Below are 25,195 nucleotides of genomic sequence, written 5' to 3'. Positions count from 1 at the left end.
CGCTAAAAATACTGTGATACCATGAAGTCAGACAATAAACGCTAATTAATCAACTAAAATACAAGGAGGTAACGTCGTGCAATTATTAATCGCAGATCAAGACTTTTTCGCACGCCTACGTGCAGGGCAAGTGTTCTTTTTCAAAGATACATTAGTATTGTTTCCATTTGCCGAGGATTATCAGCAAACTTTGCACTTGGTCGAGCAAGATTATCAGGCGTTACGCGCCGAGATTGGTCCGGGAACGTTTAATTATCAGATCACACCAGACAAAGATTTAGCACAAGCACGGATACAGTTAAGCGCCGTCAGTGCTGATCATGAAAAAACAGTTACTAAGACGTACTATGTTTTTTTAGATAATGTGGACTGAAAAAGGGTGTGCCAAATTAAAATTATGGCACACCCCGATTTTATTTTGCCAGCCAATAGCGGACCAACGATAATTCGGTTTGTTGAAAAGTATAAAAAGTTTCTTGATAGTCAGTATCGAGCTGAAAGCCAACTTTTTCTAATAAGTGGCGGGATGGTAAGTTGGTGGCGCCGGTGACTGCATACAATCGCTGCAGCCCTAATTGCTCAAAAGCTAGCTGGGCCACTTGGGGTAAAACTTCCTGCATAATGCCGTGGCGTTGCCATTGACTGAGAATCTCGTAGCCCACTTCAGCTGTTTGTTTTTGAAAATGCCATAGCTGAATTAAGCCGTAAAAAGTATCGGCTTGTCGATCCATAATACCCCACATCAGATAATCACCCCGCAATGTGCCGGTTAGCATGCGCGTGATATATTGCATGGTGGCCGGCAGATCGCGGTCGGTGCTACGGCCGGTGATTGCCGCGATCGCAGCATCATGGCGCAGCGCGTGGACACTATTGGCCGAAACAGTATTCAAAAAACGTAATTCATAATGAGGTAAGACAATGTGGGAAAAAGCCTGCGTTTGCATGAGAACACCTCTTTATTGGACATTCATGACTGAGAATCAAAATAATTAGCGCATGAGAACCATATTTGCGAAGTAGAAAGTTGGTTAAACAAATGGAAGCAGAATTAACCTTAGTCAAAACGATGTTAACCACTATTTTAACCCAGCAAGATCTAAGTCGCATGGATGAATTTTTTCATCCGGCCTTTATTGGTGTGCTGAATGGTGAAAATATCAACCGTACTCGCTATCAGGAACGCCTTCAGGACTTAAAAGCGAGTGCTGCAGAGGTCACAAATTTACAAGTTCGTGATCTTTTTTGGTCTGAGCAGGGGGCGGTAACGGCACATTATTTGGCAACCGTTACTGCCGCTACAGCACAGGCACAGCAAATTGATGTTCTTGCTTTGTGGCAATTTAAGGCGGATAAATTAATTTTCGTGAACGAAGTCGCATGGCCGTTGGCACCAGTTGCTGCAGATTTTACGGCAACACGTACATTTATTCATCAATATATCATTTAGAGTGCCAACCGGCGAATTAAATACTCAGCAACGCCGTCTTCAGCATTGCTAAGTGGGGTCACATCATTAGCCAGCGCTTTAATGGCTGGTCGTGCATTTTGCATGGCGACGCCCCAACCGGCATAGGTCAATAGATCGCGGTCATTATCGTCATCGCCAAAGGCTAGGACATCGTTGGGGTCCATTTGGTAGTAGTCCAGCAAATACTGAATAGCGCTGGATTTATGGGTGGCCTCACGGACGATTTCTAGCGCCGAAAATTCACCGCTCCAAGCACCCCAAGTCTGTGCGACAACGTGGGGAAACCGCTCACTGACAGCTTGCTGCAATCGCGGCAAGGTTAAAGCATCCGTGAAAAGTGAGAGTGAAATTGGTGCCTGCCGCAGTGAATCAGCATTCAACAACACTTTTGGTGCTGGCATATCGGTGAAAAAGGGTAGATCATGAAATGGTCGATCAGGGAGGATAAACTGTTTACCTTCCGCAATCGCTACCTTGATCGGGAAGTCGCGTTTTAATTGGAGCAAGGCGAGTGCCGTTGTCTGTGGTAAAGTAGTTGCTTGTTCTTGGGACCAGTGTTGATGGGGAATGTGGACTAGCGCGCCATTAAAATTGATCATCGGCGTAGTTAACGCCAGTTGATCATAAAATGGTTCACTGATATTATCTGGACGCCCAGTCGTAATAATAATTTTATGACCACGATGGCTGGCAGTACGGAGCGCATTTTGCGTTTTTTCGCTTAGTTGCCCATTTTGATTTAAAGTTGTGCCGTCAAGGTCGAGGGCAATTAATTTAGCTGACATCCTGTGCCTTCTTTCTAAAAGATACTGTCTAATAATCTACCATAAAATTGTTACTTACAGGAAATTTTTATCCGGATAATAAAAAAGAACCGTGGCGTGAATAACATACGACACAGTCCCGTGTTTAATTTTCTGAATAAGCTGAGCACACTCTATTTTTCAGCTAACAACTGCCGCAAAACAGCAACTTGTTGCTTCAGTTCGGCACCAATATCAGTTTCGGCAACTAGTTTGCGTTGCGCAACTTGATCAACGATGCGTTTAGTTGAGATGATATCCGTTAGATTGGCGATCGCCTCAGCTTTAGACGTGAACGGTTGATGGGTCACCAGCTGCATGCCGTAAGAATTATACAGAAGCGTATAGCCACCGATGCCGGTGGTTTTTTGATAGGGTTTAGAGAAGCCACCATCGATGACGATCATTTTATGATCAGCCATGACTGGCGTTTGACCTTTTTTAACTGGGGTATGGCCATTGATGACGTGGCCAGTAGCCGGTGACATACCAAATTCGCGTAAAACTGAGTCGACAAACCAAGCTTCACGGCGCAATTTGTAATAGGGATTGGTTTCTTCGGTGTGAGTAGCTGGGTCGCTGATAAAGTAACGTTCAAAAGTGGTCATATCACGTTTACCAAACAATGGTGAAAGCGGGCCAGTCCATAAATACCATAATAAATCAGTCGCACAGTCATCTTCGTCGCTGGGATGAGCAAAACTAGCGCGTAAATTCTGTTCAAAAATATCGAGTAAAGCTTTGCCAGCATATTCGGTGCCATGTAATTTAAAACTTTGAAAATCACCGTTAGCAGTAACTGGAATGCAGCCGTGGAACAGAAGGTTATCATTGTAGGTCAAATACATGCTGCCTTTGCGCATTAAAAAGGCCATGTGCCGTTGTAATTTGTCGGAATGACGGAACGCCGCTAATAATTGATCGATAACGCGTTGTTCTTCAGGTAATAATTTATATGGATCAGCGGGATCAATAGTCTGAAAACACGTATTTTCTAGCGGGTAGGTTTTATCATGTAGCTTGATCGTCATTTTTTGATAATCGATTTTATCTAGTAGCTGGCGGTGAGCCATTTTGAATTCCGGCCGGCGGGCAATAACGGGACCTTCTAATTTAAATTGAATGATCGCAATTGCCTGGTGGATCTGAGTAATTTGCAATTCCTCAGCGGGGGACAAAGGGCGCTCGCTATGCAACTGTTTTGGTCGAAACGCGGCGTTGTCTTGATAATGTGCCTCGGCAAATAACGATAGATGGCGCAGATTGATCCCATAGGCATCTTCAACGATACTAAGATTATTGTAGCGGGCACAAATACGTAGCAAATTAGCTAGGCATAATTTTGAGCCGGAAACCGCGCCGAGCCATAGAATATCGTGATTGCCCCATTGAATATCCAGAGAATGATGTTGCATCAGCCGTTCCATGATCATTTCCGGATGCGGCCCACGATCATATATATCACCGACTAAGTGTAAGTGATCCACCACTAAACGTTGAATCGTGTGACAAGAGGCGATGATAAACTCGTCGGCTTGGGCTAAAGCAATAATATTTTCAGTGATCTGCTGGTAATAAGCCGCTTTATCAGAGCTGTTAAAGTCGCCATATAATAGCTCTTCCGTGATATACACAAATTCAGGGGTCAGCGCTTTACGCACTTTTGAACGGGTGTATTTAGTCGAAACAAAATGCAGCAGCGCGATCAACCGCTGAAAAGTATCTAAGTACCATTGATGTAGATCTTCCGGTTTAGCGTAATGTTTTTTGATAGCAGCTAGGCGTTCCCGTGGATAATAAATTAGAAAAGAAAAGCTACTAATTGTTTGCGGTGTCATTTTGCCGGAAAAAAGATCGGCGACTTTTTGTTTAACGTTCCCCGAACCGTTGCGCAAAACATGTTGGAACGCATCGTATTCACCGTGAACATCACTGATAAAAGCTTCTGTACTTTTCGGCAAACTTAAAATCGCCTCTAAGTTGATCAGCTCAGTTGCTAGCGCAGTCTTTGTCGTATATTCTTCCTTGAGTAAGGCTAAATCAGTTACATTCATACAAAAAATGCCTCCATAGTTAGAACTTGTGTCTCGATTATACCGCTTTCATTATTAAATACCAATCATATATTTAAAACTAGCAAAACCGTTTAATTGGCGATTTAAGGTATATACCAATTATGATAGTCGTGAAAACAGAGTTTTACTGAAAAAATAAAAATTTGACAGTTATGAGAAAATAGGTTAGTCTTTAACCCAACTTAATAAACCGTCCATAACTTCAAAACGAAGTTATAAACCGAAGAAGTGGAGATCAAGATCGTAATGCCCACACAGAGAGCCGCCGAATGCTGGGAATGGTGGTAGGAAACAAACGATTAAATGGACCACAGAGGGCGCGAATAAAAAAAGAGTGCTGGGGCGGACGGGTAATTTTTGAGGATTAGCTACGTAGCGCAAACGCTTTGCATGCAAAGCATTCACACTACTAGGCTAATCCTCAAAATCTAACCGCTTGGTGAACCACTCTTTCGATTACCTTGCGACGTGTTGGTATACGTGAGTTACCGGGAGGATGTCAGTCCTCTGCTAAGATGGGAAAGTAGTAGCTTATTTATATTTATTTAGCTTACTTTCCAACTAAGGTGGCACCGCGGAATAATCCGTCCTTAACAATTAATTTTGTTATGGACGGATTTTTTTATATTTCGAGGTGAAAGTAATGCAATTAATTAAACGATGGCAATCCCTAGTGAGTTACTTAAAAATTAATCTTAAACTAACTTAATTTGCGGCTCCAAGTTAACATACTAGTGAGTTGCAGCTAAGTTAGCGATAACTTATTTAAAAAGTGAATTCTTGCACTCAGCTCTAGGCAAGTGGCCGGGAGCAAGCTACTTTTTAAATCACGCTAAACTAACTTACAGGGGGATTCATCATGATCAAAAATGCAATTCAAAAATTAGCCAACAAAGAAGATTTAACTTTTACTGAAACTGAAGCGGTGGTCAATGAAATTATGAGTGGCCAAGCTGATAATATTCAAATTTCTGCATTACTAACGGCGTTAACTTTAAAAGGTGAAACAATTGATGAAATTGCTGGCGCTGCTAAAGCAATGCGCGCCCACGCTTTAGCCTTCACACCGCGCGAAGATGTGCTTGAAATTGTCGGTACTGGTGGCGATCATGAAAATTCGTTTAATATTTCAACGACCACAGCATTAGTGGTAGCCGCAGCTGGGGTGCCGGTTGCTAAACACGGTAATCGCGCAGCCTCTAGTAAAAGTGGTGCCGCTGACGTTTTAGAAGCATTAGGCGTTAAAATTGATGTCACACCAGCTCAAAGTGAGGCCATCTTGGCACAAACTGGCATGTGTTTCTTGTTTGTTCAAGAATATCATCAGGCCATGAAATATGTAGCGCCAGTTCGGAAAACATTAGGTATCCGCACGTTATTCAACGTTTTGGGACCATTGGCCAACCCAGCTGGTGCCACTCAGCAATTATTAGGTGTCTATGATGCGGCTTTAGTTGAACCGTTAGCTCGCGTCTTGCAACAGTTGGGCGTTGCTAACGCAATGGTAGTCCATGGTGCCGATGGTTTAGATGAAGTTTCGATCAGCGGCCCAACCCAAGTTTGTGAATTGCAAAATGGAAAGTTTGCTAGTTATGAAATTACGCCAGAACAATTTGGCTTACAGCGTGCGCCAATTGCGACGATCGTTGGGGGGACACCGGTAGAAAATGCCCAAATCACCCGCAATGTTTTAGCCGGTGTCGCTGGTGCTACCCGTGATATTGTACTGATGAATGCAGGCTGTGCCTTGCACATTGCCCGCCCAGAATTGACTATTTTAGAAGGTGTCCAACTGGCTGCCGCAACAATCGACAACGGTAAAGCTGCAGCTAAATTAACTGAGTTCCAAGCTTTGACCAAAAATGAGGCGGTGGCATGATTTTAGATCAGTTGGTTAATGCCACTAAAAAGCGGATCACACGACAACAGCAACAAGTCCCGTTAGCTACTTTACAGGCGCAGGTAGCGCAGTTGCCAGCACGAACAAACTTTGCGTTTGAAACGCAGCTCCTTAAGCCTGGTTTAGCGGTGATCGGTGAATTGAAAAATGCCTCCCCGTCCAAAGGCTTGATCGCCAATGACTTTCCGTATCAGCAAATTGCGTGTGACTATGAGCAAGCGGGTGTGGCGGCCATCTCGGTGTTAACCTAGCCTGACTATTTTCAAGGCAACGATCAATTTTTGCCCCAAGTGGGACAGACGGTTAAGCTGCCGTTGCTGCGTAAAGATTTTACTGTCGCACCGTACATGATATATCAGGCACGGCTGCTAGGTGCTAGTGCAATTTTACTGATCGTAGCAATTTTAACGGATGAACAGTTACGCGACTATCTAGCTTTGGCGGAGCAATTGGGGTTGTCAGCACTGGTAGAAGCGCATGATGCTAAGGAAATCAAGCAGGCACTGACAGCAGGTGCCCGGATCATTGGTGTAAATAATCGAAATCTAAAAGATTTTTCGGTGAATCTACAAAATAGTATTCAATTACGGCAACAGGTGCCGGCTGATGTGTTGTTTGTTGCTGAAAGTGGCATTCGAACGGCAGCTGATATTGCTCAGTTAAAAACTGCTGGCGTCGACGCTGTATTGATCGGTGAAACATTGATGCGCGCCACTAATAAGGCGGCTAAATTACAGGAACTGGGGGTTTAGTCCATGACACTGGTAAAAATCTGTGGTTTAATGCAGCCGGCTGACGCTGAAGCCGTTAATCAAGCACAGCCCGATTTTGCTGGCTTCATCTTTGTAGCTGGTAAGCGGCGACAAATTAGTTTCGCTAAAGCTGCGCGAATACGCCAAGCGATACAGCCACAAATCAAGACGGTCGGCGTATTTGTTGATGCACCGTTACCCGATATGTTGGCGGCAGTCCAACAAAATATTATTAGTGTGGTGCAATTGCATGGGCATGAACCAGAGACAACGGTGCAGGCATTACAACAAGCCGGCGCACAAGTGATCCAGGTACAGCACCAAGCTACTCTGACAAGTGCCGACTATGTTTTGTATGATGCGGCCCAACCTGGCAGTGGTAAAATTTTTGATTGGCATCAATTACCAAAACAGCCACCGCGCCTATTCTTTCTCGCTGGCGGTTTGAATTTAACCAATATTAAAACAGCTTTGACTCAAGTGCAGCCCGCGGGTGTTGATGTTTCCAGCGGCGTTGAAACCAACGGTATAAAAGATTCAGCGAAAATCAGCGCCTTTGTCCAGGCGGTACGACAATTCAATTTGGAGGTATCACGTAATGCAAAAAATTAAACCCGGCCGCTTCGGCGATTTTGGTGGCCAATATATTCCCGAAACGCTAATGACAGAGGTCAACCGCTTGGCAGCGGCCTATGACCACTATAAAAATGATTCTGAATTTCAGGCAGAACTAACAACGTTACTCAACGATTACGCAGGACGGCCATCACGGCTGTATTATGCCCAACGAATGTCCCAAGATCTCGGTGGGGCACAAATCTACTTTAAGCGCGAAGATCTCAATCACACTGGCTCACATAAAATTAATAACGTGCTCGGTCAAATGTTATTAGCCCAAAAAATGGGTAAAACGCGGGTGATCGCCGAAACGGGTGCCGGTCAACATGGTGTGGCTACCGCAACTGTAGCCGCATTGATGGGGATGGAATGCGAGATTTTCATGGGTAAAGTCGACACGGAGCGCCAAGCGTTGAACGTTTATCGGATGGAGTTACTTGGCGCTAAAGTACATGCCGTCACTACTGGCACTGGCACATTGAAGGATGCGGTCAACGCGGCTATGCAGGAGTGGACAGCACGGGTGGACGACACTCATTACGTGATCGGTTCAACGATGGGGCCGCACCCATTTCCAACAATGGTGCGTGATTTTCAAAGCGTGATCAGTCGTGAAGCTCGAGCACAGATCCTTGACGCTACAGGCAAGTTACCAGCAGCGGTGGTTGCTTGCGTCGGTGGTGGTAGCAATGCGATGGGTGCTTTCTATAACTTTATTGACGATAAAGACGTTCGCTTGATCGGCTGTGAGGCTGCTGGAAAAGGCGTTAATACTGAGCAACAAGCCGCTACTATGGAGCGTGGTCGGACGGGGATTTTTCACGGGATGAAGTCGCGGTTTATTCAGGATAATGATGGTCAGATCGCGCCAGTTTACTCGATCTCTGCTGGGCTGGATTATCCAGGTATCGGCCCTGAACACGTGCAGTTAGCTGAGTCAGGCCGTGCGGAATATGTTGGTGTTACTGATGATGAGGCGGTCGACGCCTTTGAATACATCGCTAAAGAGGAAGGCATTATTTGCGCCATTGAAAGTGCCCATGCTGTGGCCTATGTGCAAAAATTAGCGCCGCAACTAGCGAAGGATCAGATCATTATTTGTAACTTATCGGGTCGTGGCGATAAGGATGTTGCTGCAATTGCGCGTTATCGTGGGGTGGATATTCATGACTAAATTAAGCGAAGTTTTTACTAATAAAAAGGCGTTTATTGCTTTTGTTGTTGCGGGTGACCCTGATTTTGCGGCTTGTGCCGATAATATTGTTGCCTTAGCCGAAGCAGGTGCTGATTTGGTAGAAATCGGTATTCCGTTTTCTGATCCAGTGGCTGATGGTCCGGTGATCCAAGCGGCTGACCTACGCGCGTTTTCCGCTGGTTCGACAACGGCTAAGGTATTCGATTTAGTCGCGGCAGTTCGTAAACGAACCCAGGTGCCGTTAGTTTTTCTAACTTATTGTAATCTGGTATATCAGTATGGTTACGATGCATTTTTCACCCGTTGTGCTGCGTTGAATGTTGCTGGTGCGATCATTCCTGATTTACCGTTGGAAGAACGTGGTGAAGTTAAGCCGATCGCTGAAGCACATGGCTGTCAAATTATTCCTTTGGTGACACCGACGACGCCGCCAGAGCGAATCGCCAAAATTGTTGCTGACGTTGATGGTTTCATTTATGTGGTTTCGTCAATGGGAATCACTGGAACGCGCGATGCCATTGATACTGACTTAACACAGTTAATTGCTAATATTCGTAAGTACACGACCACGCCGACTGCAATTGGGTTTGGCATCCATACGCCTGCCCAAGCTGCACAAATGGGTGCGCTGGCAGATGGTGTGATCGTTGGTAGCGCGATCGTTGATATTATTGGCCATTATGGTCATGAAGCACCTGCTCACCTACAAGAATATGTAAAGGCAATGCAGGCTGCGTTACCGTATTAAAGCAACGGTAGAAACAGATATGATCAGATAGTGGTTATTCAGCACGTAAAATTAAAATTCTCATTGACTTTTCATCTTAGGCTTTCTATAATGAAAATCAATATCAATCGTCGCTGAAGAGAAGAATCATGCATGGTTACAACAGAGAGCCTAGGATGCTGTAAATAGGCGCAATCCTGCGTGAAAAATGGTCTTGGAGATGTGTTTAGAGACACGGTTACCCACCGTTATAGGGGTTTTGAGATACGTTGAAACGTAAAAAAGGTGGTACCGCGATAAATTCGCCCTTTGTGGAGTTAAACTCTGCAAAGGGCTTTTTTGTTGTGAAAAACTGCTTAGTGAAGTAAAAAAATGATTTGACCTTGGTTTTAGAATTAGTTTTTTTGTTAGTTAGTATACCTAAGTAGATGGCAAATAAGGTAATTTGGACAGCATATCAAGGTAGTCACATTTAGGTAATCAGGGAGGAATTTTGATCATGAGTAAAGAACCGTGGCAGCAACAAATCGAAACAATTCTGGCTCAAGCCGGTAATCGTAGCGATGACCAGCAAACTGGTGCTATTGCAGCACCACTATATTTTTCCACCGCTTTTCGGCACCAAGGCTTAGGTCAATCAACTGGCTACGACTATTCACGAGTACAGACACCAACGCGGGCACTGTTGGAATCTGTTTTGGCGACGATGGAGCACGCGGAACATGGTTATGCATTAAGTTCCGGGATGGCCGCAATTCAACTGGTTTTTTCACAATTTAAATCTGGTGAACATATCATCACCTCTGATGACCTGTACGGTGGTAGTTTCCGGTACTTTGATCAACTGACTGCTAATTATCACCTCGAGTTCAGCCAATGGGCGGGCCAAGACTACAAGCAACTAGACCAATTGATCCAGCCGAATACTAAGGCGATCTGGTTGGAGACACCATCAAATCCAACCATGAAATCAATTGATATTGCGCAAACAGCTGCTATTGCCCACAAACACGGTTTGCAATTGATCGTCGATAATACGTTTTATACACCGATTTTGCAGCAGCCATTGTTGCTTGGTGCTGATGTGGTGGTGCACAGCGCGACTAAATATATGGCAGGGCATAACGATATTTTGGCCGGTGCCATTATGGTCAACGATGCTGCCATTGCTGAACAACTGACCTTTAATTTGGTCACAACGGGCGCGGTTTTAGATCCATTTAGTTGTTGGCTGTTATTGCGCAGTCTCAAAACTTTACCGTTGCGGTTACAGCAACAACAAGCGAATGCGCAAGTGTTAGTCGCAGCTCTAGAAAAATCAGCCGCAGTGACTAAAGTTTTGTACCCTGGTAAAGGGGCGATGATCAGCTTTTATTTGGCGGATACTTATTCGGTAGCGGAATTTTTGCAACAATTAAAAGTGATCTCCTTTGCCGAAAGTCTAGGTGGTGTGGAAAGTTTGTTGACAGTGCCAGATGAACAAACACATCACGACATGCCAGTGGCACAACGCCGCGCTTTAGGCATTACCCCGAATTTATTGCGCTTATCAGTGGGCATTGAAAATAGTGTTGATTTGCAGCATGATCTGGCTCAAGCTTTCGCTGCCAGCAAAATTTAGCTTGGTGTTAGCGAAAAAAGTCGGTACAATAGGGTAGATATGTAGAAATAGCTAGGTTTTAACTTGGCTTACTTTGCCTTAATTGTGTAATAAGGAGCGTTCTGAACATGAAATTAGCTGACTTTTTCCAAACGGCGGTTATTGCTGGTGAACCAGTGATGACTAGCGGTTATGAACTGAAAGCTAAGGGTTTACCGGTGTTGCACTTGCCGTTAACCGCCTTAGCCCAGATTTACTACGATTATTTTTACGGGACGCGCTATGTGACCCAAAATTTTGAAATGAATAAAATGGAGCTTGAAGATATCAAAGCTGAGCTACAGTTAAGCGATATTTCAAATCAATTGTTCCAACAAGACCTTAAGCAGATCGTTGTTGAAGTTGACGTTCGGCCAAATGATAAGCAGGTCGTACTTTCTTTCCGCCACGATGGCTAAATAAAAACCGCGTTGATTATATCGACGCGGTTTTTGTATACAGTGAGTCACTTATTTAGGGGTACTTAATTTAGCTTGCAATTCTTGTTCCATTGTCTGTAATTCGCCTTCTAAAACTTGGCGCTTAGCATGACCATCTTGCTGGATCTTTAAAGCTTCTTCGATCGTTTGTAATAGGTTAGCTTGAGTTTCATGCAGCGTTGCAATATCGACTACGCCACGTTGGCTGGCTTGAGCAACGTCTAGGGTCGATTGCTTTAACAGAGTGCTGTTTTTCTTCAGCAGGTCATTGGTCGCGTCAGCAACTGCGTTTTGTGCGGAGACGGCATTTTTCTGATTTAATAGCGTTAACGCGATCAGCACCTGATTTTTCCATAGCGGGATAGCGGTGGCCAAGGAGGACTGAATTTTCTCGGCTAAATGGCGTTGGTATTTTGGATCAAGCGAATTTGTGGGGCTTGTTGAATAGTGATCTCGCGTGTTAGCAATAGGTCGGCGCCGCGCTTGCTCAGGCGATCCTGCATGGCCAAAATATCTTGTATCTGTTGTGCAGCCATTTGGTCAGTGTCGTCTAGGTTTTGCCGTAATTGCGCTAATTCAGTTGTTAATTCCTGCGACTTTAACTGGGCGCCAACGATTAAGATATTCAGCGTCTGGTAGAAATCCATGTTAGCCGCATACATTTGGTCTAATCGGTCGTTATCGGCCAACAAAGTTTGTTCTTGCGCTTCAAGTTGATTGGTGGCACGATCAATTTGAATGCTGACTTCCTGATATTTGGCAGTCATTTCAAAAATTGAAGAACGTAATTTCGCAAAGAAACGCAATAAACGTGGCGCAGCTAGTTTGTCAGGATCGGCTTCGTTTAAACTGCTGACTAAGGCGCGCAAGCTATCGCCGATCTCACCTAGGTCCTTACTTTTAACTTGGGTCAGAACGTCGTTGTTGAAGCCGGCGAGGTCTTGCTGCGCTTTTTTGCCATAAGTGATAACGGTATTTTGTTTGTTAACATCTAAGGCAGTCGCGTATTCGTGCGCCTGTTTGAGTTCTTGAGGTGAAAGCTTAGCCTGAATTTCGGCCGCATAATTTGACTTTAATGTGGTGCCGTTATTTTCTGGGTCCAACATTTATACCGCTCTCCTCTGTATTTTAAATAATCAAGCAACTTACATTAATAAACGCGCTAGCCAGTGATGCCGTTATTTAGAGTTAGTTGTTAAGTGCTGTAAATGCTGACGCTCATTTGCCGTGACTAATAAGTAATCAGCTGTAAAAAGTGCACCGAACGTCGCTAATTTAGCTTGAGTGGTGATTAACATTTGTTTATCTGCTGCAGTTTTAACCGTGTTGTCGGCCATGTCGATCAAGCCGTTAACTAAACTCACATAGTCAGGTAGATGTTGGTATAAAAAGTTATCGATTTGCAGCATTTGTTGCGGTGCACTAACTAATTCGCGGAAAATACTGTCGATCAGCTTTAAATCATCATTATAGCTAGGAATCAAAGTTTGCGCCTGTAGTCGTAAACCAGTTAGCAACTGGACTTGCTGATAGTGTTTACGAACTTGCTTTTTGAAGAAGCTTCGTTCGGCATCATTTAAGCCTGCAGCATGTAAAGCATTATCATTAAAGAAAAGTTGGCCGTCAGTATTAGCCTGATTGACTTGCTTGGTGTATGACTTTAGTTGACGTCGACGATATAGTGCCAAAACTAGTTCGCTGAGACCGCTAACAATAAGTAAGATCATCAGTACAGCCCCAAATAGCCAACTATAGATCCGTGTTGCTGCTGAATCACTGACCATGATATTGAACGGGATGGCTAGCAAAGCACTCAGTGGTGCATAAACTAGCCAAGTGCGGCGTAGATTGAAAAAGGATTGCAACAAAGCGACCGCCAAAAAATAAAAGACGACGCTATTTTCTGGCCTTGAAGCCGCGATAACAGTTGCAATTAAGGCAACGACTAGCAACAATGGCCCAATTCGACGTTGGCTTTGTATTGAATTTAGCATTAAGACGTTCCTTTCTTTTTTCGCTTAGAATTATTTTTATTAGTATGCGACTTATAGACAGATCTAGTCGGCCGTTATGCCGTTACTAGATTTAATTTGCTGTAACCAGACGTATTGTTTGCTCGTATCGTTGTCGAACATTAATTTTAGTGAATTGTTAGGATCAACCACGAATAGGACATCGAAGTTGCGGGTCTTACCGGGTTTGATTTTTGCGCTATCTTTAGCAGCTAAAGTTGCTAAGTTATTACTGATCTGCGGATATTTTTTGGTATTGATTTTAGCGTTACTAACATAGACGCTATTAGGGCCATTCCAGAGCTTAAAAAGATAGGTATCAACGAAGTCGGCATACTCTTGTTGTGCGCCACGACTAACTTGCATATGAACAACTAAATAGCGTTCGACCTCTTGATCATCATCGTAAGCAAAACGCGGTTGCGGATCGGATAAAATATCATAACCTAGTACATGATAATGAGTGCCAGCGGATTTAAGTTCAATGGGTTGCCCCTTAAAAGTTTGCGTTTGGGCAGCGTTACTGGGACTGACTAGTCCTAAAAAAATAAAAATTAGGCTTAGCAGACTGATTAAATAGTGTTTCATTTGATCACCTCCAAGTCGGTTTGCTTAAAATGGACAACTAAATCAGCTTCATCAAAAAAGAAATCAAACTGCTTTTGCGTTGGTAAATTCAAAACAACATTCAACGTTATTGATTCAGTTGGGATCTCATTTAAGTAAATATTGGAGGCTAATGTATTCAGGACAGGTTTTGACTGATTATTGATCAAAATTGTCGGGTAGCTCTGCGCGCCGCTATCAAAATAATCATCATTATTTTTGGCAGATAAGGACCACTTCTTGTAAACTTCAAAACCACTTTCCATAATGTCTGTAGCATCGTCAGCGGAACTCTTTATCGGTGTTACCTGACGGTTCAGAATTAATAGCGCCTGGCCAGCGTCATTTTTTGCGCGGTAAGCGTGGTTGATTTTGAATTTCATACTATCGGTGCGCGTTGTCTGCCCCGGCTGATAATCGACCTTAGTGTAGCGCGCATTTTGCTGGGCAACCTTTTTCTGAGATGTATGGCTAGTTTGTGGCATGATAAATAGTAAACTGCCAAGCAAGGCACCAATTGTAACGAACCAAATACGCTTCTTAATTGGTTTTATTGGCGGCAAAGGCTGCAGCCTAGATTGTTTGCTGACCGCGACTGGGTGCCCAGCTTGAATCGTACGAATGGCAGCAACAAATTCAGCTAACTGGGTGCTGGTAAAAAAGCGGCGTGACCAAGTTATTTGGCCACCTGCCAATAAATGCGGCTGACCATGACTGTCGAAACGTAATGCATGGCTAAATTGGAGCGTTACTTTTTTATCGTTCTCGTTGATAGTTAGCCAAGTGGCCGCAATAAAGATTTTACGTGCATTTGATTGCACCCAAATGCCAGTTTGCTGCTGATTAATACTGGCGACCTGATAATCAGCTTGAGCTAGATTATATTGTGACCACAGAACCTGAGTTAAGTTGATCAGTGCTAATACCCAAACGAAGAGTGTTAGTAAAATGAGTTGCTGGAAAGTGTATGTATTTTTGAGACCAAAATAAATGAGCCAAGTACCACCAATAACGCCGAGCAAACCACAATATATCCGCTGATTGACGTGATTTTTAAAGGCGGTCGGTTGATAAGTTAGATGATCGTGCATAAGTTATTCCTCAATCCATAGCTTGATTATGATGATTATATTTCCATTACTGAAATATTATCAAATTAAGCCCTGAATGTAAAAAAATATTTATTGAACTTACATTTGACAGTAATATGATATCGGTTTTAATTCAGCGCAAATAAAAAGCGTCCCGATTTGGGGCGCTTTTCAAATTAACGAACTTCTAATGCGACATCGTTTGGTAGCACTTTACGTAATTGGGTGAGCATTGATTCCATTGTCTGTGTGAAGACTAAACTGATTCTACGCTTACGCTTAGTTGTGAAAACAGCGATAACACGACTACGATTACCAGGTAACGGTTGTTGTGTCAACGTGATCGCCTGTAGATCAGTGAAGCGAACTGCGGTGGCGTAAAAAATACCATTGGTGATAACACGCTCTGGGGTTAACCCACCAATGCCCGAAATAATATTGGTTAAGATGAAGGCGGCAGTGAAGACGATATAGGACCAACCGACGACACCATTGGCGGTCAATAAAACGCCAAAAACAACGCCATAACCCAAGGACCAGTAATTATATTTTGCGTGTGAGGTGATCTGTGATTGCCAATAGATCGATACGGCCGCGCTGGCCAGCACCAATAAATCTAGTACCCATAAAAAAATTGTCATAGGTTGACTCCTTAATTTTTAATGTTTAAACTCATTATAACGTAGTTAACGCACACACTGGTGAAAAAAGTATGGCGAATTGAAGAAGGTGACCAATATCGCAAGCGAATTAAATGAAAACAACTTTGTGCCATTCGTGAGATCTGGGACTGTTCTCATCGATTTTTGGGCGGCCTGGTGCGTTCCTTGTCAAAAAATGACCCCGATTTTATTGGCTTGTGAGCAGGCTTTACCGCAATTATCAGTTGGTCGATTAAATGTAGACGATTACCCACAATTAACTAAAAAGTTGCAAGTTCAAGGGCTACCCACGTTACTTTTATTTCAACATGGTGAGCCAGTAGCGCGCGTCAGTGGTTTCCAACCACAGGATCGATTGTTGGCCTATTTAAAACAAAAAATTACGGTGGTATGACTTGGCGAATAAGTAACCTAAATTGTGGAATAGAGTCATGTTTTAACTTGGTGGGTCTTTACCATGCTATGTTTCTTGCGGTATGAACTTTGCCACAAGAATAGACAACGTCCGTAGCATCTAAAGATATTTGTGGTTTATACGAATATCTCACCCTGTTTGTGGAGTAGTAGTTAAATGGACATCGTCTGGAACATTAGAAATTTATTAGCGTATTTGGCTAATAAATAACCTAAATTGTGGAATAGAAAGAGGAGTGCACAGGATGCTTAGTGGGGTAGAAAGACGAACACAGATCAAGGAACAATTATTGGCGGCAAATAAAGCTTTGAGTGCTAACTATTTTGCTGGTCAATTTAAGGTCAGCCGACAAACGATCGTCGGCGATATTGCGTTGTTACGCGCCAGCGGTGAAGGAATCACGGCTGCGTTTAACGGGTACTTGTATCGCGATGATCGCACGATTTTCACTGGCAAAATTGCCTGCAAGCATTCACCGGCACAAACTGAGACGGAATTACGCTTAATTGTGGCTAACGGTGGGCAAGTGTTGGATGTTACCGTTGCCCACGAATTATATGGCGAATTAACCGGCCAACTAAATTTAACCAATAATCAGGAAGTTACACGCTTTATGCACAATTATCGCACAAAACAGGCACACTTATTATCTGAATTAACGGCTGGGGTCCATTTACATACGCTGGCTTGTGCAGATGCGACGCAATTCAACCTTATTAAGGAAAAGTTACAGGCAGCGGGGATTTTATTTACAGCTAATTAAAGCAAAAAGCGCCGCACATTAGTGTACAGCACTTTTTGGATAGTACTATTTGAAAGTCAGCTTACCAGCTGGCTTTTTTGATTCCAGGAATTTGGCCGCGGTGGGCGTATTCACGGAAATTGATCCGGGATAAGCCAAACTTACGCATGTAACCATGCGGTCGGCCATCGAGTACATCGCGGTTGTGCATTCGCGTTGGTGAAGCGTTACGTGGTAAGCGGCTCAGCGCAGTATAATCGTGCGTTGCCTTTAATTCAGCGCGTCGTGCCGCGTAACGTTCAACTGTAGCCGCAATTTTAGCAGCTTTAGCGATTTTTGATTTTTTTGCCATCAAATGAGCTCCTTACCTATATTTATGATTAACAATCGAATTATTCTCGCAAAATTGAGCTTAGTTAGTGTATCATGCTCGCTGACAATGACCAACTGATTTGTTGTCAAAGTTTTAGGTGGTGTTGGATCACTTGATCAAGTTGACAAGACACCTAAGTGTGCTATTCTGGTTACTATTAGGTGACAAGACATCTAAAAAAGAATAGGGTAGGTGAATAGATGAATAAAGCAAGTGAAGGTAAGTTATTGACGATAGCCGGATTTGCGTGGCTTTTTGACGCGTTAGATGTTGGCTTATTATCGTTTATCATTGCGGCCTTGAAAGGTGAATGGCAATTAACCACGGTACAAATGGGCTGGCTAGGCAGTATTAGTTCAATCGGTATGGCCGTGGGGGCATTATTTTTCGGTATTTTAGCTGATCGTATCGGCCGGCGTGATGTGTTGGTCTTAACGCTATTATTATTCTCAATTGGCAGCGGGATCTCGGTCTTAGCAACTAGTTTTACCGTGTTCGCCATTATTCGTTTCTTCGTCGGTGCTGGTCTAGGTGGTGAACTACCAGTTGCATCTACATTAGTTTCAGAAAGTGTGGCGCCAGAAAAGCGCGGCCGAATCGTCGTCTTACTTGAAAGCTTTTGGGCTGGCGGCTGGATCATTTCTGCGCTGATCGCTTATTTTGTGATTCCTAAATTTGGTTGGCGTGTGGCCGCTTTAGCCACGTCACTAACCGCCGTTTACGCATTATATATTCGCTGGCAGATCCATGAACCAGTGCGTAACCGATCAACTGAGCGACCAACTTTATGGCAAAATATACGCGCGGTGTGGACGCCGCCATACGCGAAAGCCACGCTGATGTTGTGGATCCTCTGGTTCACCATCGTCTTCTCATACTATGGCATGTTTCTATGGTTACCTAGTGTGTTGGTGATCAAAGGTTATAGCCTGGTCAATAGTTTTGGCTACGTTCTGGCAATGACCGTCGCCCAGTTACCAGGTTATTTCACTGCCGCTTGGCTGATCGAAAAATGGGGTCGTAAATGGGTACTGATCGTTTATCTATTAGGCACTGCCCTTAGCGCGTATTTCTTTGGTAATGCTGCTAGCTTAGCCAGTTTGCTAACTTTTGGCGCGCTGTTATCATTTTTTGATCTTGGTGCTTGGGGCGCGCTATACGCTTATTCACCAGAACAATATCCGGCTGCGATCCGGGGTACTGGCACGGGGATGGCCGCCGCGTTTGGCCGAATTGGTGGCATCGTGGGTCCACTGTTAGTTGGTTATCTATTAACCGCGCAGGTCAGTGTGACTCTTATTTTCACGATTTTCACTGGTGCAATCATTGTGGGTATTATTGCCGTGGCCATTTTAGGTGAAGAAACTCGCGGTCGAGTTTTAGATTAATGCAAATTGCCATGGATAAATAAATTAGACTAACAAAAACGCGGCAGCTTAACCGCGTTTTTTTGTTGTATTGTTTGTTATATATGATATAATACAACTATACTAACAAAGTAGGTGAGTAGATGCGGTTACGAATCGATGCTGCAAGCACGGTACCACTTTATCAGCAGATCCATGATCAGATTATTCTAGGCTTAGCGGCAGGAGAATTACGGCCAGACGAAACTTTACCAGCAGTGCGGCAGTTAGCTGACGAATTAAATGTCAATATGTTAACGGTTGCTAAAGGGTATAACTTGTTGAAGACGGAAGGCTACTTGATCAGCGATCGGCGGCAAGGTACCCGAGTAGCAGCAGATTTTCAGGCTGACAAGTTGTTTATGCAATCTTTGCAGGAGCAATTACATTTGTTGACTGCGGCGGCTAAGATCCGTGGATTATCGGTCGCGGAATTACAGCAAATAATTACCACACAATATCAAGGGTTTGAACAGGGGGAATAAGCATGCTAAATTGGATCTTTGTCGGTTTAAATATTTTTGTGGCGGTGACGATGGCGGCAACCAGCGCATTGCCAGCAAAGCCGCATAAAAATGTTATTTTAGAGACAACATTGCCACATAACGCATTACAACAGCCGCCGATATTGGCCTTGACCCAACAATATAAAAAACAACTTTGGGGTTTAGCTATTTTTTTTAGTTTAGCCGGCTTACCGATCATGTTTATTCACTTTGATTCATTAGCCTTGTTATATTTTACATTATTATTATTTGGTCTGATCGGTACTTTTTATGGGACTGAGATCCATTTTATCCATAAAATGAATCAACTTAAGCGGCATCAAGGCTGGGGAATTCCCATAACTACTGAAAAAATGGTCGATACCCAGCTGATTTTAACTAAAAATCGCCGCTTAGTACCGATTTCCTGGTTTGGTGGTAGCGGCATCCTACTTTTAGTCGGGCTATTCAGCAACTGGCGCGTGCTTGGTTGGACTACCAGTTGGCCATTAATACTTGCGCTGAGTCTAAGTTGGTTGCTGTTTCTACTATTATATTGGGTCATTGCGGCGTTGCCTGTACGCGTGCTTACTGCACAGCCAGAGCATGACCGTTTGCTCAATGATGCTTATCGCCAAACTTGGTCGCGCCAAATGGTGATCAGCAGTTATGTTTTGGGGATACTGCCACTGGTAGTAACGTTGACCACGATTATTTTCAGTGTGATGTATCTTTACCTAGTGCTGATCACTGGTTTTTGTGTGTATTTTATTTATGATCTGATCCGCGAACGCAATTTTGAAGATCAGCTGTTAGGCGACTTTTCATTGACAACTACCACCGACGAAGATCGATACTGGCGTTATGCTATGTACAATAATCCTAACGATCGCCGCTTATTCGTACCTGATCGTGTCGGTGTGAATATTTCGTTAAATTTAGGTCGTCCCGCCGGTAAACTTATCGGTGGCGCTATCCTCGTGTTGGTGCTGGGCTTATTATTTAGTGTGATCGGCGGCCTATTAGCGCTGGATTTTGGTGGCAACAGTATCCGTGCCAGTGCTACCACGCAAGCAATTACGTTAAAAGCGCCAGGTACACGTACCAGTCAGATCAAACGTCAAGAAGTGACACAAGTTCGGCTAATGCGGCGCTTACCAGCGAATACGGTTCGTGCTAATGGAATTGGAACAGCGCACTTCGCTATTGGTAATTTTCGTGTTCAAAAACGTTCGGCTAAATTATATGTTGCCCGCGATACTGGCGCTGTATTACGCTTACGGACTAAGCAGCGTGATTATTATTTTTCTGCTAAAAAGCCACAAGAAACCCGGCGCTTATATCGCGCATTGCACTAAAAAACGCGTAACTCTACGCGTTTTTTAGTGCAATTTTATTTGCCTAAGCCGGTGAACATTAGCTGCTTGTAGGCCTCAACACCAGGCTGATCAAAAGGATCAAGCTGGAAATGAACACAGCGTACTCAAAGAAATAAAATAATTGACCTAATGTAGACACGTTTAATTGGTCAACGTGTAGTTCGATCACTGGGATACCGCTAGCTTGATGGGCTGTGACTGTAGCTTGTTCTGCGATTTTGTTGATTTGCCAAAGGCCTAGGTCATTTAGATAATCAAAATTATCCAGTAACTGACTGGGTTGAATCGTCAGATCCTGCTGTGGTTGATCGATCACCAGCATTGTTTCTAATAACTGGCGCTGACCTTGCTGAATGTACTGACCGACGGAGTGCAGGTCTTCTGAATAGGATAACGCAACTGGGAACAAGCCAGTATTTTGTTTGCCTTCACTTTCAGCGAAAAGCTGAGTCCACCAGCGACCAAAAAAGTCCAACTGCGGTTCAAAATGAGCTAAGACTTCGATTCCCTTGCCTTGTTGCAGTAAATAATTACGCTGCGTAGCGTACTGAAAAGCTGGATTATTCAGGCTAGTATCAGCTTGTAAGGCTGCCCGCATTTGTGTAGCGCCCTTGATCAACGCCGTGATATCAATACCAGCAACTGCCATTGGCAATAATCCTACATCGCTGAAAACGGAGAAGCGACCACCAATATCAGTGGGGAAAGTTAGAAAAGGATAACCTTCAGCGCTTGCTAATGCTTCTAACTGACTACCGATAGTACCGGTGACCAATAAATGTTCAGCGTAATCAGACCCGTATTTCTCCTGTAAAAAGGGTTTGAATATGCGGAAGCCGATACCAGGTTCTAAAGTCGCAAAATTTTTGGCGATCACATCGACATACACGTCCTTGTCAGCTAGTTCGGTTAATAAACGCTGATAGTAGGCGGGCGAAAGGTTAGTACCCGCATAAATAATTTGGACTTGGTCAGTTGATTGAGCGAACGCTTCGATCACGGCGCGCGCAGCCTGGTTGGAGCCGCCCACACCAACGATAACCAGAACGTCAGCAGTAGCTTGAATTTTAGTCGCTAAGGCTTGCAAATGAGCTAATTGCGTCGTGTCAGCCCATTTAGTGACTGTTAGCCAGCCAAGATCATCGTGCTGAGAATCAGTAGCAGGGTCAGTTTCTTGAACTTGATGTAGTCGTGCGAGTTGCTTTTTTTGATAAGCAGTAAATTCAGCGGTTCGATTCTGTGCGGCAGTTTTAAGGGTGATCATAGCGGAAACCTCTTTCGATTTAATTTTTCCTAGCATATAACCGCCAACTTAAATGAAACTAAAAAACTCAGGTACAGTGACCTGAGTTAGTGTATTGAATTAATTTTGCGCTAAGTGAACGATTTTAGTTGATCGTTGTATCTGCGCTGGCACGCCAACAGCTGTACGTCCGGCGGCAACATTTGCAAGCACAACTGCACCAGCGCCAATTTTAGCATTATTATTGATCGTGATTGGACCAAGAATCTGGGCATGGGCGCCGATCAGTACATTATTGCCGATTCGGGGATGGCGCCGACCGCTAGTGGTATGGCGTGAACCTAGTGTTACACCGTGCAATATGGTCACATTATCGCCAATGATTGCAGTTTCGCCGATCACCACGCCCGTACCGTGATCAATGAAAAGTTGGCGACCAATTTGTGCACCGGGGTGGATTTCAATGCCAGTTATTTTTTTGGCTAAATGGGCACTAATACTGGCGGCTAAATATTGATGGTGGTGGTAAAGCCAGTGCGAACAACGGTGCCAGGTCAATGCGTGCAGTCCGGAGTAAGTTAGCAAAACTTCCAGTAAACTATGAGCTGCCGGATCACGTCGCTGAATGGCTTTTGCAGTGGCAAACATGATTGGTTCCTCCTCTACTTCATACTGACTAAGTACGCGCCGCAACGTGGAAATTTTGCAGTTACAGTATAACGTTTATAGTGCAGTAAAGGCTTGGTCTAAATCAGCAATTAGGTCGTTAATGTCTTCTAAACCAACCGAGAGTCGAATGAGCTCATCCTGAATACCGTTAGCCAAGCGAGTTTCGCGGGGGATCGCACCATGGGTCATGACGGCTGGAACTTCGATCAAGCTTTCTAGGGAACCTAAACTTTCAGCTAAGGCAATTAATTTTAGATTTTCAACGAAAGTTTTGGCATCTAAACCTGCTTGTAATTCAAAGGAGATCATGCCACCAAAGCCAGTCATTTGTGTTTTAGCTGTGATGTAATCAGGCGTGCCTGGTTGGCCAGGATAATAAATGGTCGCTACTTTTGGTTGTTTTTCCAAGTAGTGGAAAACGGCTTGCGTATTTGCTTCATGGGCGCGCATCCGCACAGCTAGTGTTTTCATCCCTCGCTGTAGCAGCCAACTATCTTGTGGACCTAAAATTGCGCCGATCGCGTTTTGCAAAAAACCGAGTTGTTCGGCTAATTCAGCGTCGTTAGTAACCGCCAAGCCAGCCACCAAGTCACTGTGGCCGCCAAGATATTTAGAGGCGCTATGAACGACAATGTCGGCGCCTAACTGTAACGGACGTTGATTAAATGGTGTGGCAAAAGTATTATCAACGATGGTTAGTAGATTATGTTGCTTGGCCAATTTACTAAGTGCTTTTAAATCAGAAACGTGTAATAGTGGATTGGTTGGCGTTTCCAGATAAAGGGCCTTAGTGTTGGCTTGAATCGCTGCAGCGACTGCATCTAAATCACGGGTATCCACAGCGGTGAAGGTCAGGCCTTGGCGTACCATCACTTGGTTAAGCAAGCGGAAAGTGCCACCATAAACATCGTTACCCACAACTAAGTGGTCACCTTGCGAGAACAGCGACAAAGTGGCATGGATCGCTGCTGAGCCAGAAGCAAACGCGAAGCCAGCCACGCCGCCTTCCAAATCGGCAATTAATTTTTCCACAGCATTACGAGTTGGATTACCAGTACGCGCGTATTCCCATTTAGGATCGCCGCCGAGTTCGTGTTGATGGAAAGTCGAGCTTTGGTAGATTGGGACGCTGACGGCACCTGTATGTTTGTCTTCGCTAATACCGCCGTGGATCAAAGTTGTATCAAATTTCATGTTAAATTCCTCCTAAATTTTTAAACTGTATAAATATCTTCGCTCAGATAACGTTCACTGCTATCTGGGAAAATGGTGACAATGTTACTGCCGGCAGGGAGTTGCTCGGCAACTTGTAGACTAGCTGCCAATGCCGCACCGCTGGAGCTACCGACTAGCAAACCATGTTCGCGGGCCAATAAGCTAACGTTAGTAAAGGCGGCGTCATCGCTAATAGTATAAATTTGCTCAATATGAATATTTTTGAAAAAAGGTGGAATAAATTCAACGCCAATTCCTTCAGTTCGGTGGCCATGTTCTGGACCGCCGTTGAGGATCGAGCCCTCAGGTTCAACTGGATAAGATTTAATTTGCGATAGTTGTTCCTGTAAGTATTTAGCAACGCCAGCAAAGGTACCACCACTACCGGCGCCCGCCACAAAGGCGTCAATTTTTGAGCCCAGATCAGCCGTTAATTCTGGGCCTAAGGTATCGTAGTAGGCTTGTGGATTAGCAGGATTTTTAAATTGCATCGGGATAAAACTGTTTGGTGTGGCCGCTGCTAGTTTTTCAGCCTTAGCGATAGCGCCCTTGATGCCAGCAGCAGAAGGTGTGTTAACTATTGTAGCGCCTAAGGCTTTCATCAAAGTTTGTTTCTCGAAGCTGAATTTTTCTGGCACCACAAGGATCACCGGTAAATGATGCTGTTGCGCAGCCAAGGCCACGCCAATACCTGTATTGCCAGCAGTTGGTTCGATAATTGTGGTGTTGGCGCGAATCTTACCTTGCTGAATACCGGCGGCGATCAGTGCCACACCGAGACGGTCCTTAATGCTACCGCCTGGGTTAAACATTTCTAGTTTAGCAAAAATATGGCTGTTATTTGGAACTGGTAGCTTTAGCTCAAGTAACGGGGTGTTACCGATCAATTGGTTAACACTTTGATATATCATGAAATTTCCTCTTTTCTGGACATGAGTATAGAAAAAAGGCGCGGATTTGATTAAACAAATCTGCGCCTTTCACGATTCAACTGATTTAGTAGGGCTTGCTAACCCACTTATTTTTGGGTAGCACAATCAGTGTATCGCGAAAGACGCGGTACACAACAACATACGTTAGCATTGGCAAACATTAAGTTGAACATTGATTGTGTCTCCTTTACATAAAAATAATGTATTTATTAGCTAGGGCCATCAAATTAATAGATGGTGATCAGTTAATTCCTATCCGAATTGATTACTATTTTAGAATACGGGCTGGATTAATGATTGTCAAGTGAAAAATTTATTAAAGCTGATCAGTAAAAAATGTCGTAT

The 25,195-nt window shown here is 44.0% G+C and carries 25 protein-coding genes and 2 pseudogenes; 14 read left to right on the top strand and 13 right to left on the bottom strand.

Annotated elements, in window-relative coordinates; all coding sequences use genetic code 11:
- Nucleotides 1-76: 76 nt before the first annotated feature.
- Nucleotides 77-373, top strand: coding sequence for a hypothetical protein (locus EKM76_RS03435; RefSeq protein ID WP_125549295.1), 297 nt, complete (start codon nucleotides 77-79; stop codon nucleotides 371-373).
- Nucleotides 374-413: 40 nt separating this feature from the next.
- On the opposite strand, the gene EKM76_RS03430 is transcribed toward EKM76_RS03435, so the two are convergent.
- The gene (locus tag EKM76_RS03430) at nucleotides 414-947 is read right to left on the bottom strand and encodes a GNAT family N-acetyltransferase (protein ID WP_125549294.1); all 534 of its coding nucleotides are present in this window, start codon (nucleotides 945-947) and stop codon (nucleotides 414-416) included.
- 92 nt (nucleotides 948-1,039) lie between these two features.
- Between EKM76_RS03430 and EKM76_RS03425 the strand changes: the two genes are divergently transcribed.
- Nucleotides 1,040-1,450 carry a hypothetical protein gene (locus tag EKM76_RS03425; protein WP_125549293.1) on the top strand — a complete coding sequence of 137 codons (411 nt, stop codon included), beginning with the start codon at nucleotides 1,040-1,042 and terminating at the stop codon, nucleotides 1,448-1,450.
- Here the strand turns inward: EKM76_RS03425 and EKM76_RS03420 are convergent.
- Nucleotides 1,447-2,256: a Cof-type HAD-IIB family hydrolase gene (locus EKM76_RS03420; RefSeq protein WP_125549292.1), complete on the bottom strand. Its 810-nt coding sequence runs from the start codon at nucleotides 2,254-2,256 to the stop codon at nucleotides 1,447-1,449. The two genes, EKM76_RS03425 and EKM76_RS03420, sit on opposite strands and share 4 nt — an antisense overlap.
- A 152-nt stretch (nucleotides 2,257-2,408) precedes the next feature.
- The gene (locus EKM76_RS03415; protein WP_125549291.1) at nucleotides 2,409-4,328 is read right to left on the bottom strand and encodes a fructose-1,6-bisphosphatase; all 1,920 of its coding nucleotides are present in this window, start codon (nucleotides 4,326-4,328) and stop codon (nucleotides 2,409-2,411) included.
- 880 nt (nucleotides 4,329-5,208) lie between these two features.
- Here EKM76_RS03415 and trpD point away from each other — a divergent pair.
- The 7 genes and pseudogenes from trpD to EKM76_RS03380 all read left to right on the top strand — a co-directional run bounded on the left by trpD (nucleotide 5,209) and on the right by EKM76_RS03380 (nucleotide 11,599).
- Complete coding sequence (gene trpD, locus EKM76_RS03410) at nucleotides 5,209-6,228, top strand: anthranilate phosphoribosyltransferase (protein ID WP_125549290.1); 1,020 nt, start codon at nucleotides 5,209-5,211, stop codon at nucleotides 6,226-6,228.
- Nucleotides 6,225-7,001: pseudogene (trpC, locus tag EKM76_RS03405) on the top strand (indole-3-glycerol phosphate synthase TrpC). The gene trpD and the pseudogene trpC overlap by 4 nt, the downstream one beginning before the upstream one ends.
- A 3-nt stretch (nucleotides 7,002-7,004) precedes the next feature.
- The gene (locus EKM76_RS03400) at nucleotides 7,005-7,613 is read left to right on the top strand and encodes a phosphoribosylanthranilate isomerase (RefSeq protein WP_125549289.1); all 609 of its coding nucleotides are present in this window, start codon (nucleotides 7,005-7,007) and stop codon (nucleotides 7,611-7,613) included.
- Nucleotides 7,600-8,793: a tryptophan synthase subunit beta gene (trpB, locus tag EKM76_RS03395; protein WP_191986901.1), complete on the top strand. Its 1,194-nt coding sequence runs from the start codon at nucleotides 7,600-7,602 to the stop codon at nucleotides 8,791-8,793. Before EKM76_RS03400 ends, trpB begins: the two co-directional genes overlap by 14 nt.
- A complete protein-coding gene (gene trpA / locus EKM76_RS03390; RefSeq protein ID WP_125549288.1) occupies nucleotides 8,786-9,562 on the top strand; it encodes a tryptophan synthase subunit alpha in 777 nt (258 codons plus the stop codon). The genes trpB and trpA overlap by 8 nt, the downstream gene beginning before the upstream one ends.
- Nucleotides 9,563-10,040: 478 nt before the next feature.
- Nucleotides 10,041-11,162, top strand: a complete 1,122-nt coding sequence (locus EKM76_RS03385; protein WP_125549287.1) for an aminotransferase class I/II-fold pyridoxal phosphate-dependent enzyme — start codon at nucleotides 10,041-10,043, stop codon at nucleotides 11,160-11,162.
- Nucleotides 11,163-11,269: 107 nt separating this feature from the next.
- Nucleotides 11,270-11,599, top strand: a complete 330-nt coding sequence (locus EKM76_RS03380) for a hypothetical protein (protein WP_125549286.1) — start codon at nucleotides 11,270-11,272, stop codon at nucleotides 11,597-11,599.
- Nucleotides 11,600-11,650: 51 nt separating this feature from the next.
- Here the strand turns inward: EKM76_RS03380 and EKM76_RS03370 are convergent.
- From EKM76_RS03370 to EKM76_RS03350, 5 genes and pseudogenes are all read right to left on the bottom strand, one after another.
- A pseudogene (locus tag EKM76_RS03370) lies at nucleotides 11,651-12,726 on the bottom strand (toxic anion resistance protein).
- 72 nt (nucleotides 12,727-12,798) lie between these two features.
- Nucleotides 12,799-13,614: a 5-bromo-4-chloroindolyl phosphate hydrolysis family protein gene (locus EKM76_RS03365; RefSeq protein ID WP_125549283.1), complete on the bottom strand. Its 816-nt coding sequence runs from the start codon at nucleotides 13,612-13,614 to the stop codon at nucleotides 12,799-12,801.
- A 63-nt stretch (nucleotides 13,615-13,677) separates the two neighbouring features.
- Nucleotides 13,678-14,220, bottom strand: coding sequence for a hypothetical protein (locus tag EKM76_RS03360; RefSeq protein WP_125549282.1), 543 nt, complete (start codon nucleotides 14,218-14,220; stop codon nucleotides 13,678-13,680).
- Nucleotides 14,217-15,329 (bottom strand): hypothetical protein, encoded by a 1,113-nt coding sequence (locus tag EKM76_RS03355; RefSeq protein WP_125549281.1) that lies wholly within the window; start codon nucleotides 15,327-15,329, stop codon nucleotides 14,217-14,219. The genes EKM76_RS03360 and EKM76_RS03355 overlap by 4 nt, the downstream gene beginning before the upstream one ends.
- Before the next feature lie 176 nt (nucleotides 15,330-15,505).
- Nucleotides 15,506-15,970, bottom strand: a complete 465-nt coding sequence (locus tag EKM76_RS03350) for a hypothetical protein (RefSeq protein WP_125549280.1) — start codon at nucleotides 15,968-15,970, stop codon at nucleotides 15,506-15,508.
- Between the two features lie 88 nt (nucleotides 15,971-16,058).
- Here EKM76_RS03350 and EKM76_RS03345 point away from each other — a divergent pair, with 88 nt between their 5' ends.
- Entirely contained in the window at nucleotides 16,059-16,385 is a 327-nt protein-coding gene (locus EKM76_RS03345) for a thioredoxin family protein (protein WP_125549279.1), read from the top strand.
- A 265-nt stretch (nucleotides 16,386-16,650) separates the two neighbouring features.
- Nucleotides 16,651-17,169 carry a transcription repressor NadR gene (locus tag EKM76_RS03340; protein WP_125549278.1) on the top strand — a complete coding sequence of 173 codons (519 nt, stop codon included), beginning with the start codon at nucleotides 16,651-16,653 and terminating at the stop codon, nucleotides 17,167-17,169.
- Nucleotides 17,170-17,230: 61 nt separating this feature from the next.
- Here the strand turns inward: EKM76_RS03340 and rpsN are convergent, their stop codons facing one another.
- Nucleotides 17,231-17,500: a 30S ribosomal protein S14 gene (gene rpsN / locus EKM76_RS03335; RefSeq protein ID WP_125549277.1), complete on the bottom strand. Its 270-nt coding sequence runs from the start codon at nucleotides 17,498-17,500 to the stop codon at nucleotides 17,231-17,233.
- A gap of 221 nt (nucleotides 17,501-17,721) precedes the next feature.
- Here rpsN and EKM76_RS03330 point away from each other — a divergent pair, with 221 nt between their 5' ends.
- The 3 genes from EKM76_RS03330 to EKM76_RS03320 all read left to right on the top strand — a co-directional run bounded on the left by EKM76_RS03330 (nucleotide 17,722) and on the right by EKM76_RS03320 (nucleotide 20,770).
- Nucleotides 17,722-18,909, top strand: a complete 1,188-nt coding sequence (locus EKM76_RS03330; protein WP_125549276.1) for an MFS transporter — start codon at nucleotides 17,722-17,724, stop codon at nucleotides 18,907-18,909.
- 122 nt (nucleotides 18,910-19,031) lie between these two features.
- On the top strand, nucleotides 19,032-19,412 hold the full coding sequence (locus EKM76_RS03325; RefSeq protein ID WP_125549275.1) for a GntR family transcriptional regulator: 381 nt from the start codon (nucleotides 19,032-19,034) through the stop codon (nucleotides 19,410-19,412).
- A gap of 2 nt (nucleotides 19,413-19,414) precedes the next feature.
- Nucleotides 19,415-20,770 (top strand): PH domain-containing protein, encoded by a 1,356-nt coding sequence (locus EKM76_RS03320; RefSeq protein WP_125549274.1) that lies wholly within the window; start codon nucleotides 19,415-19,417, stop codon nucleotides 20,768-20,770.
- Between the two features lie 58 nt (nucleotides 20,771-20,828).
- Here EKM76_RS03320 and pgi read toward each other — a convergent pair whose 3' ends face one another.
- The 4 genes from pgi to EKM76_RS03300 form a co-directional block, all read right to left on the bottom strand.
- Complete coding sequence (gene pgi / locus EKM76_RS03315) at nucleotides 20,829-22,055, bottom strand: glucose-6-phosphate isomerase (RefSeq protein ID WP_164507572.1); 1,227 nt, start codon at nucleotides 22,053-22,055, stop codon at nucleotides 20,829-20,831.
- 99 nt (nucleotides 22,056-22,154) lie between these two features.
- A complete protein-coding gene (cysE, locus tag EKM76_RS03310; protein ID WP_125549272.1) occupies nucleotides 22,155-22,682 on the bottom strand; it encodes a serine O-acetyltransferase in 528 nt (175 codons plus the stop codon).
- Nucleotides 22,683-22,757: 75 nt separating this feature from the next.
- Complete coding sequence (locus EKM76_RS03305; RefSeq protein WP_125549271.1) at nucleotides 22,758-23,897, bottom strand: trans-sulfuration enzyme family protein; 1,140 nt, start codon at nucleotides 23,895-23,897, stop codon at nucleotides 22,758-22,760.
- A 20-nt stretch (nucleotides 23,898-23,917) separates the two neighbouring features.
- Nucleotides 23,918-24,829: a PLP-dependent cysteine synthase family protein gene (locus EKM76_RS03300; RefSeq protein ID WP_125549270.1), complete on the bottom strand. Its 912-nt coding sequence runs from the start codon at nucleotides 24,827-24,829 to the stop codon at nucleotides 23,918-23,920.
- Nucleotides 24,830-25,195: the final 366 nt, after the last annotated feature.

The organism is Loigolactobacillus zhaoyuanensis, assembly GCF_003946385.1.
GTDB lineage: Bacteria > Bacillota > Bacilli > Lactobacillales > Lactobacillaceae > Loigolactobacillus > Loigolactobacillus zhaoyuanensis.
The sequence above is the reverse complement of the archived record's forward strand: the minus strand, read 5'-3'. Positions and strand labels throughout refer to the sequence as shown.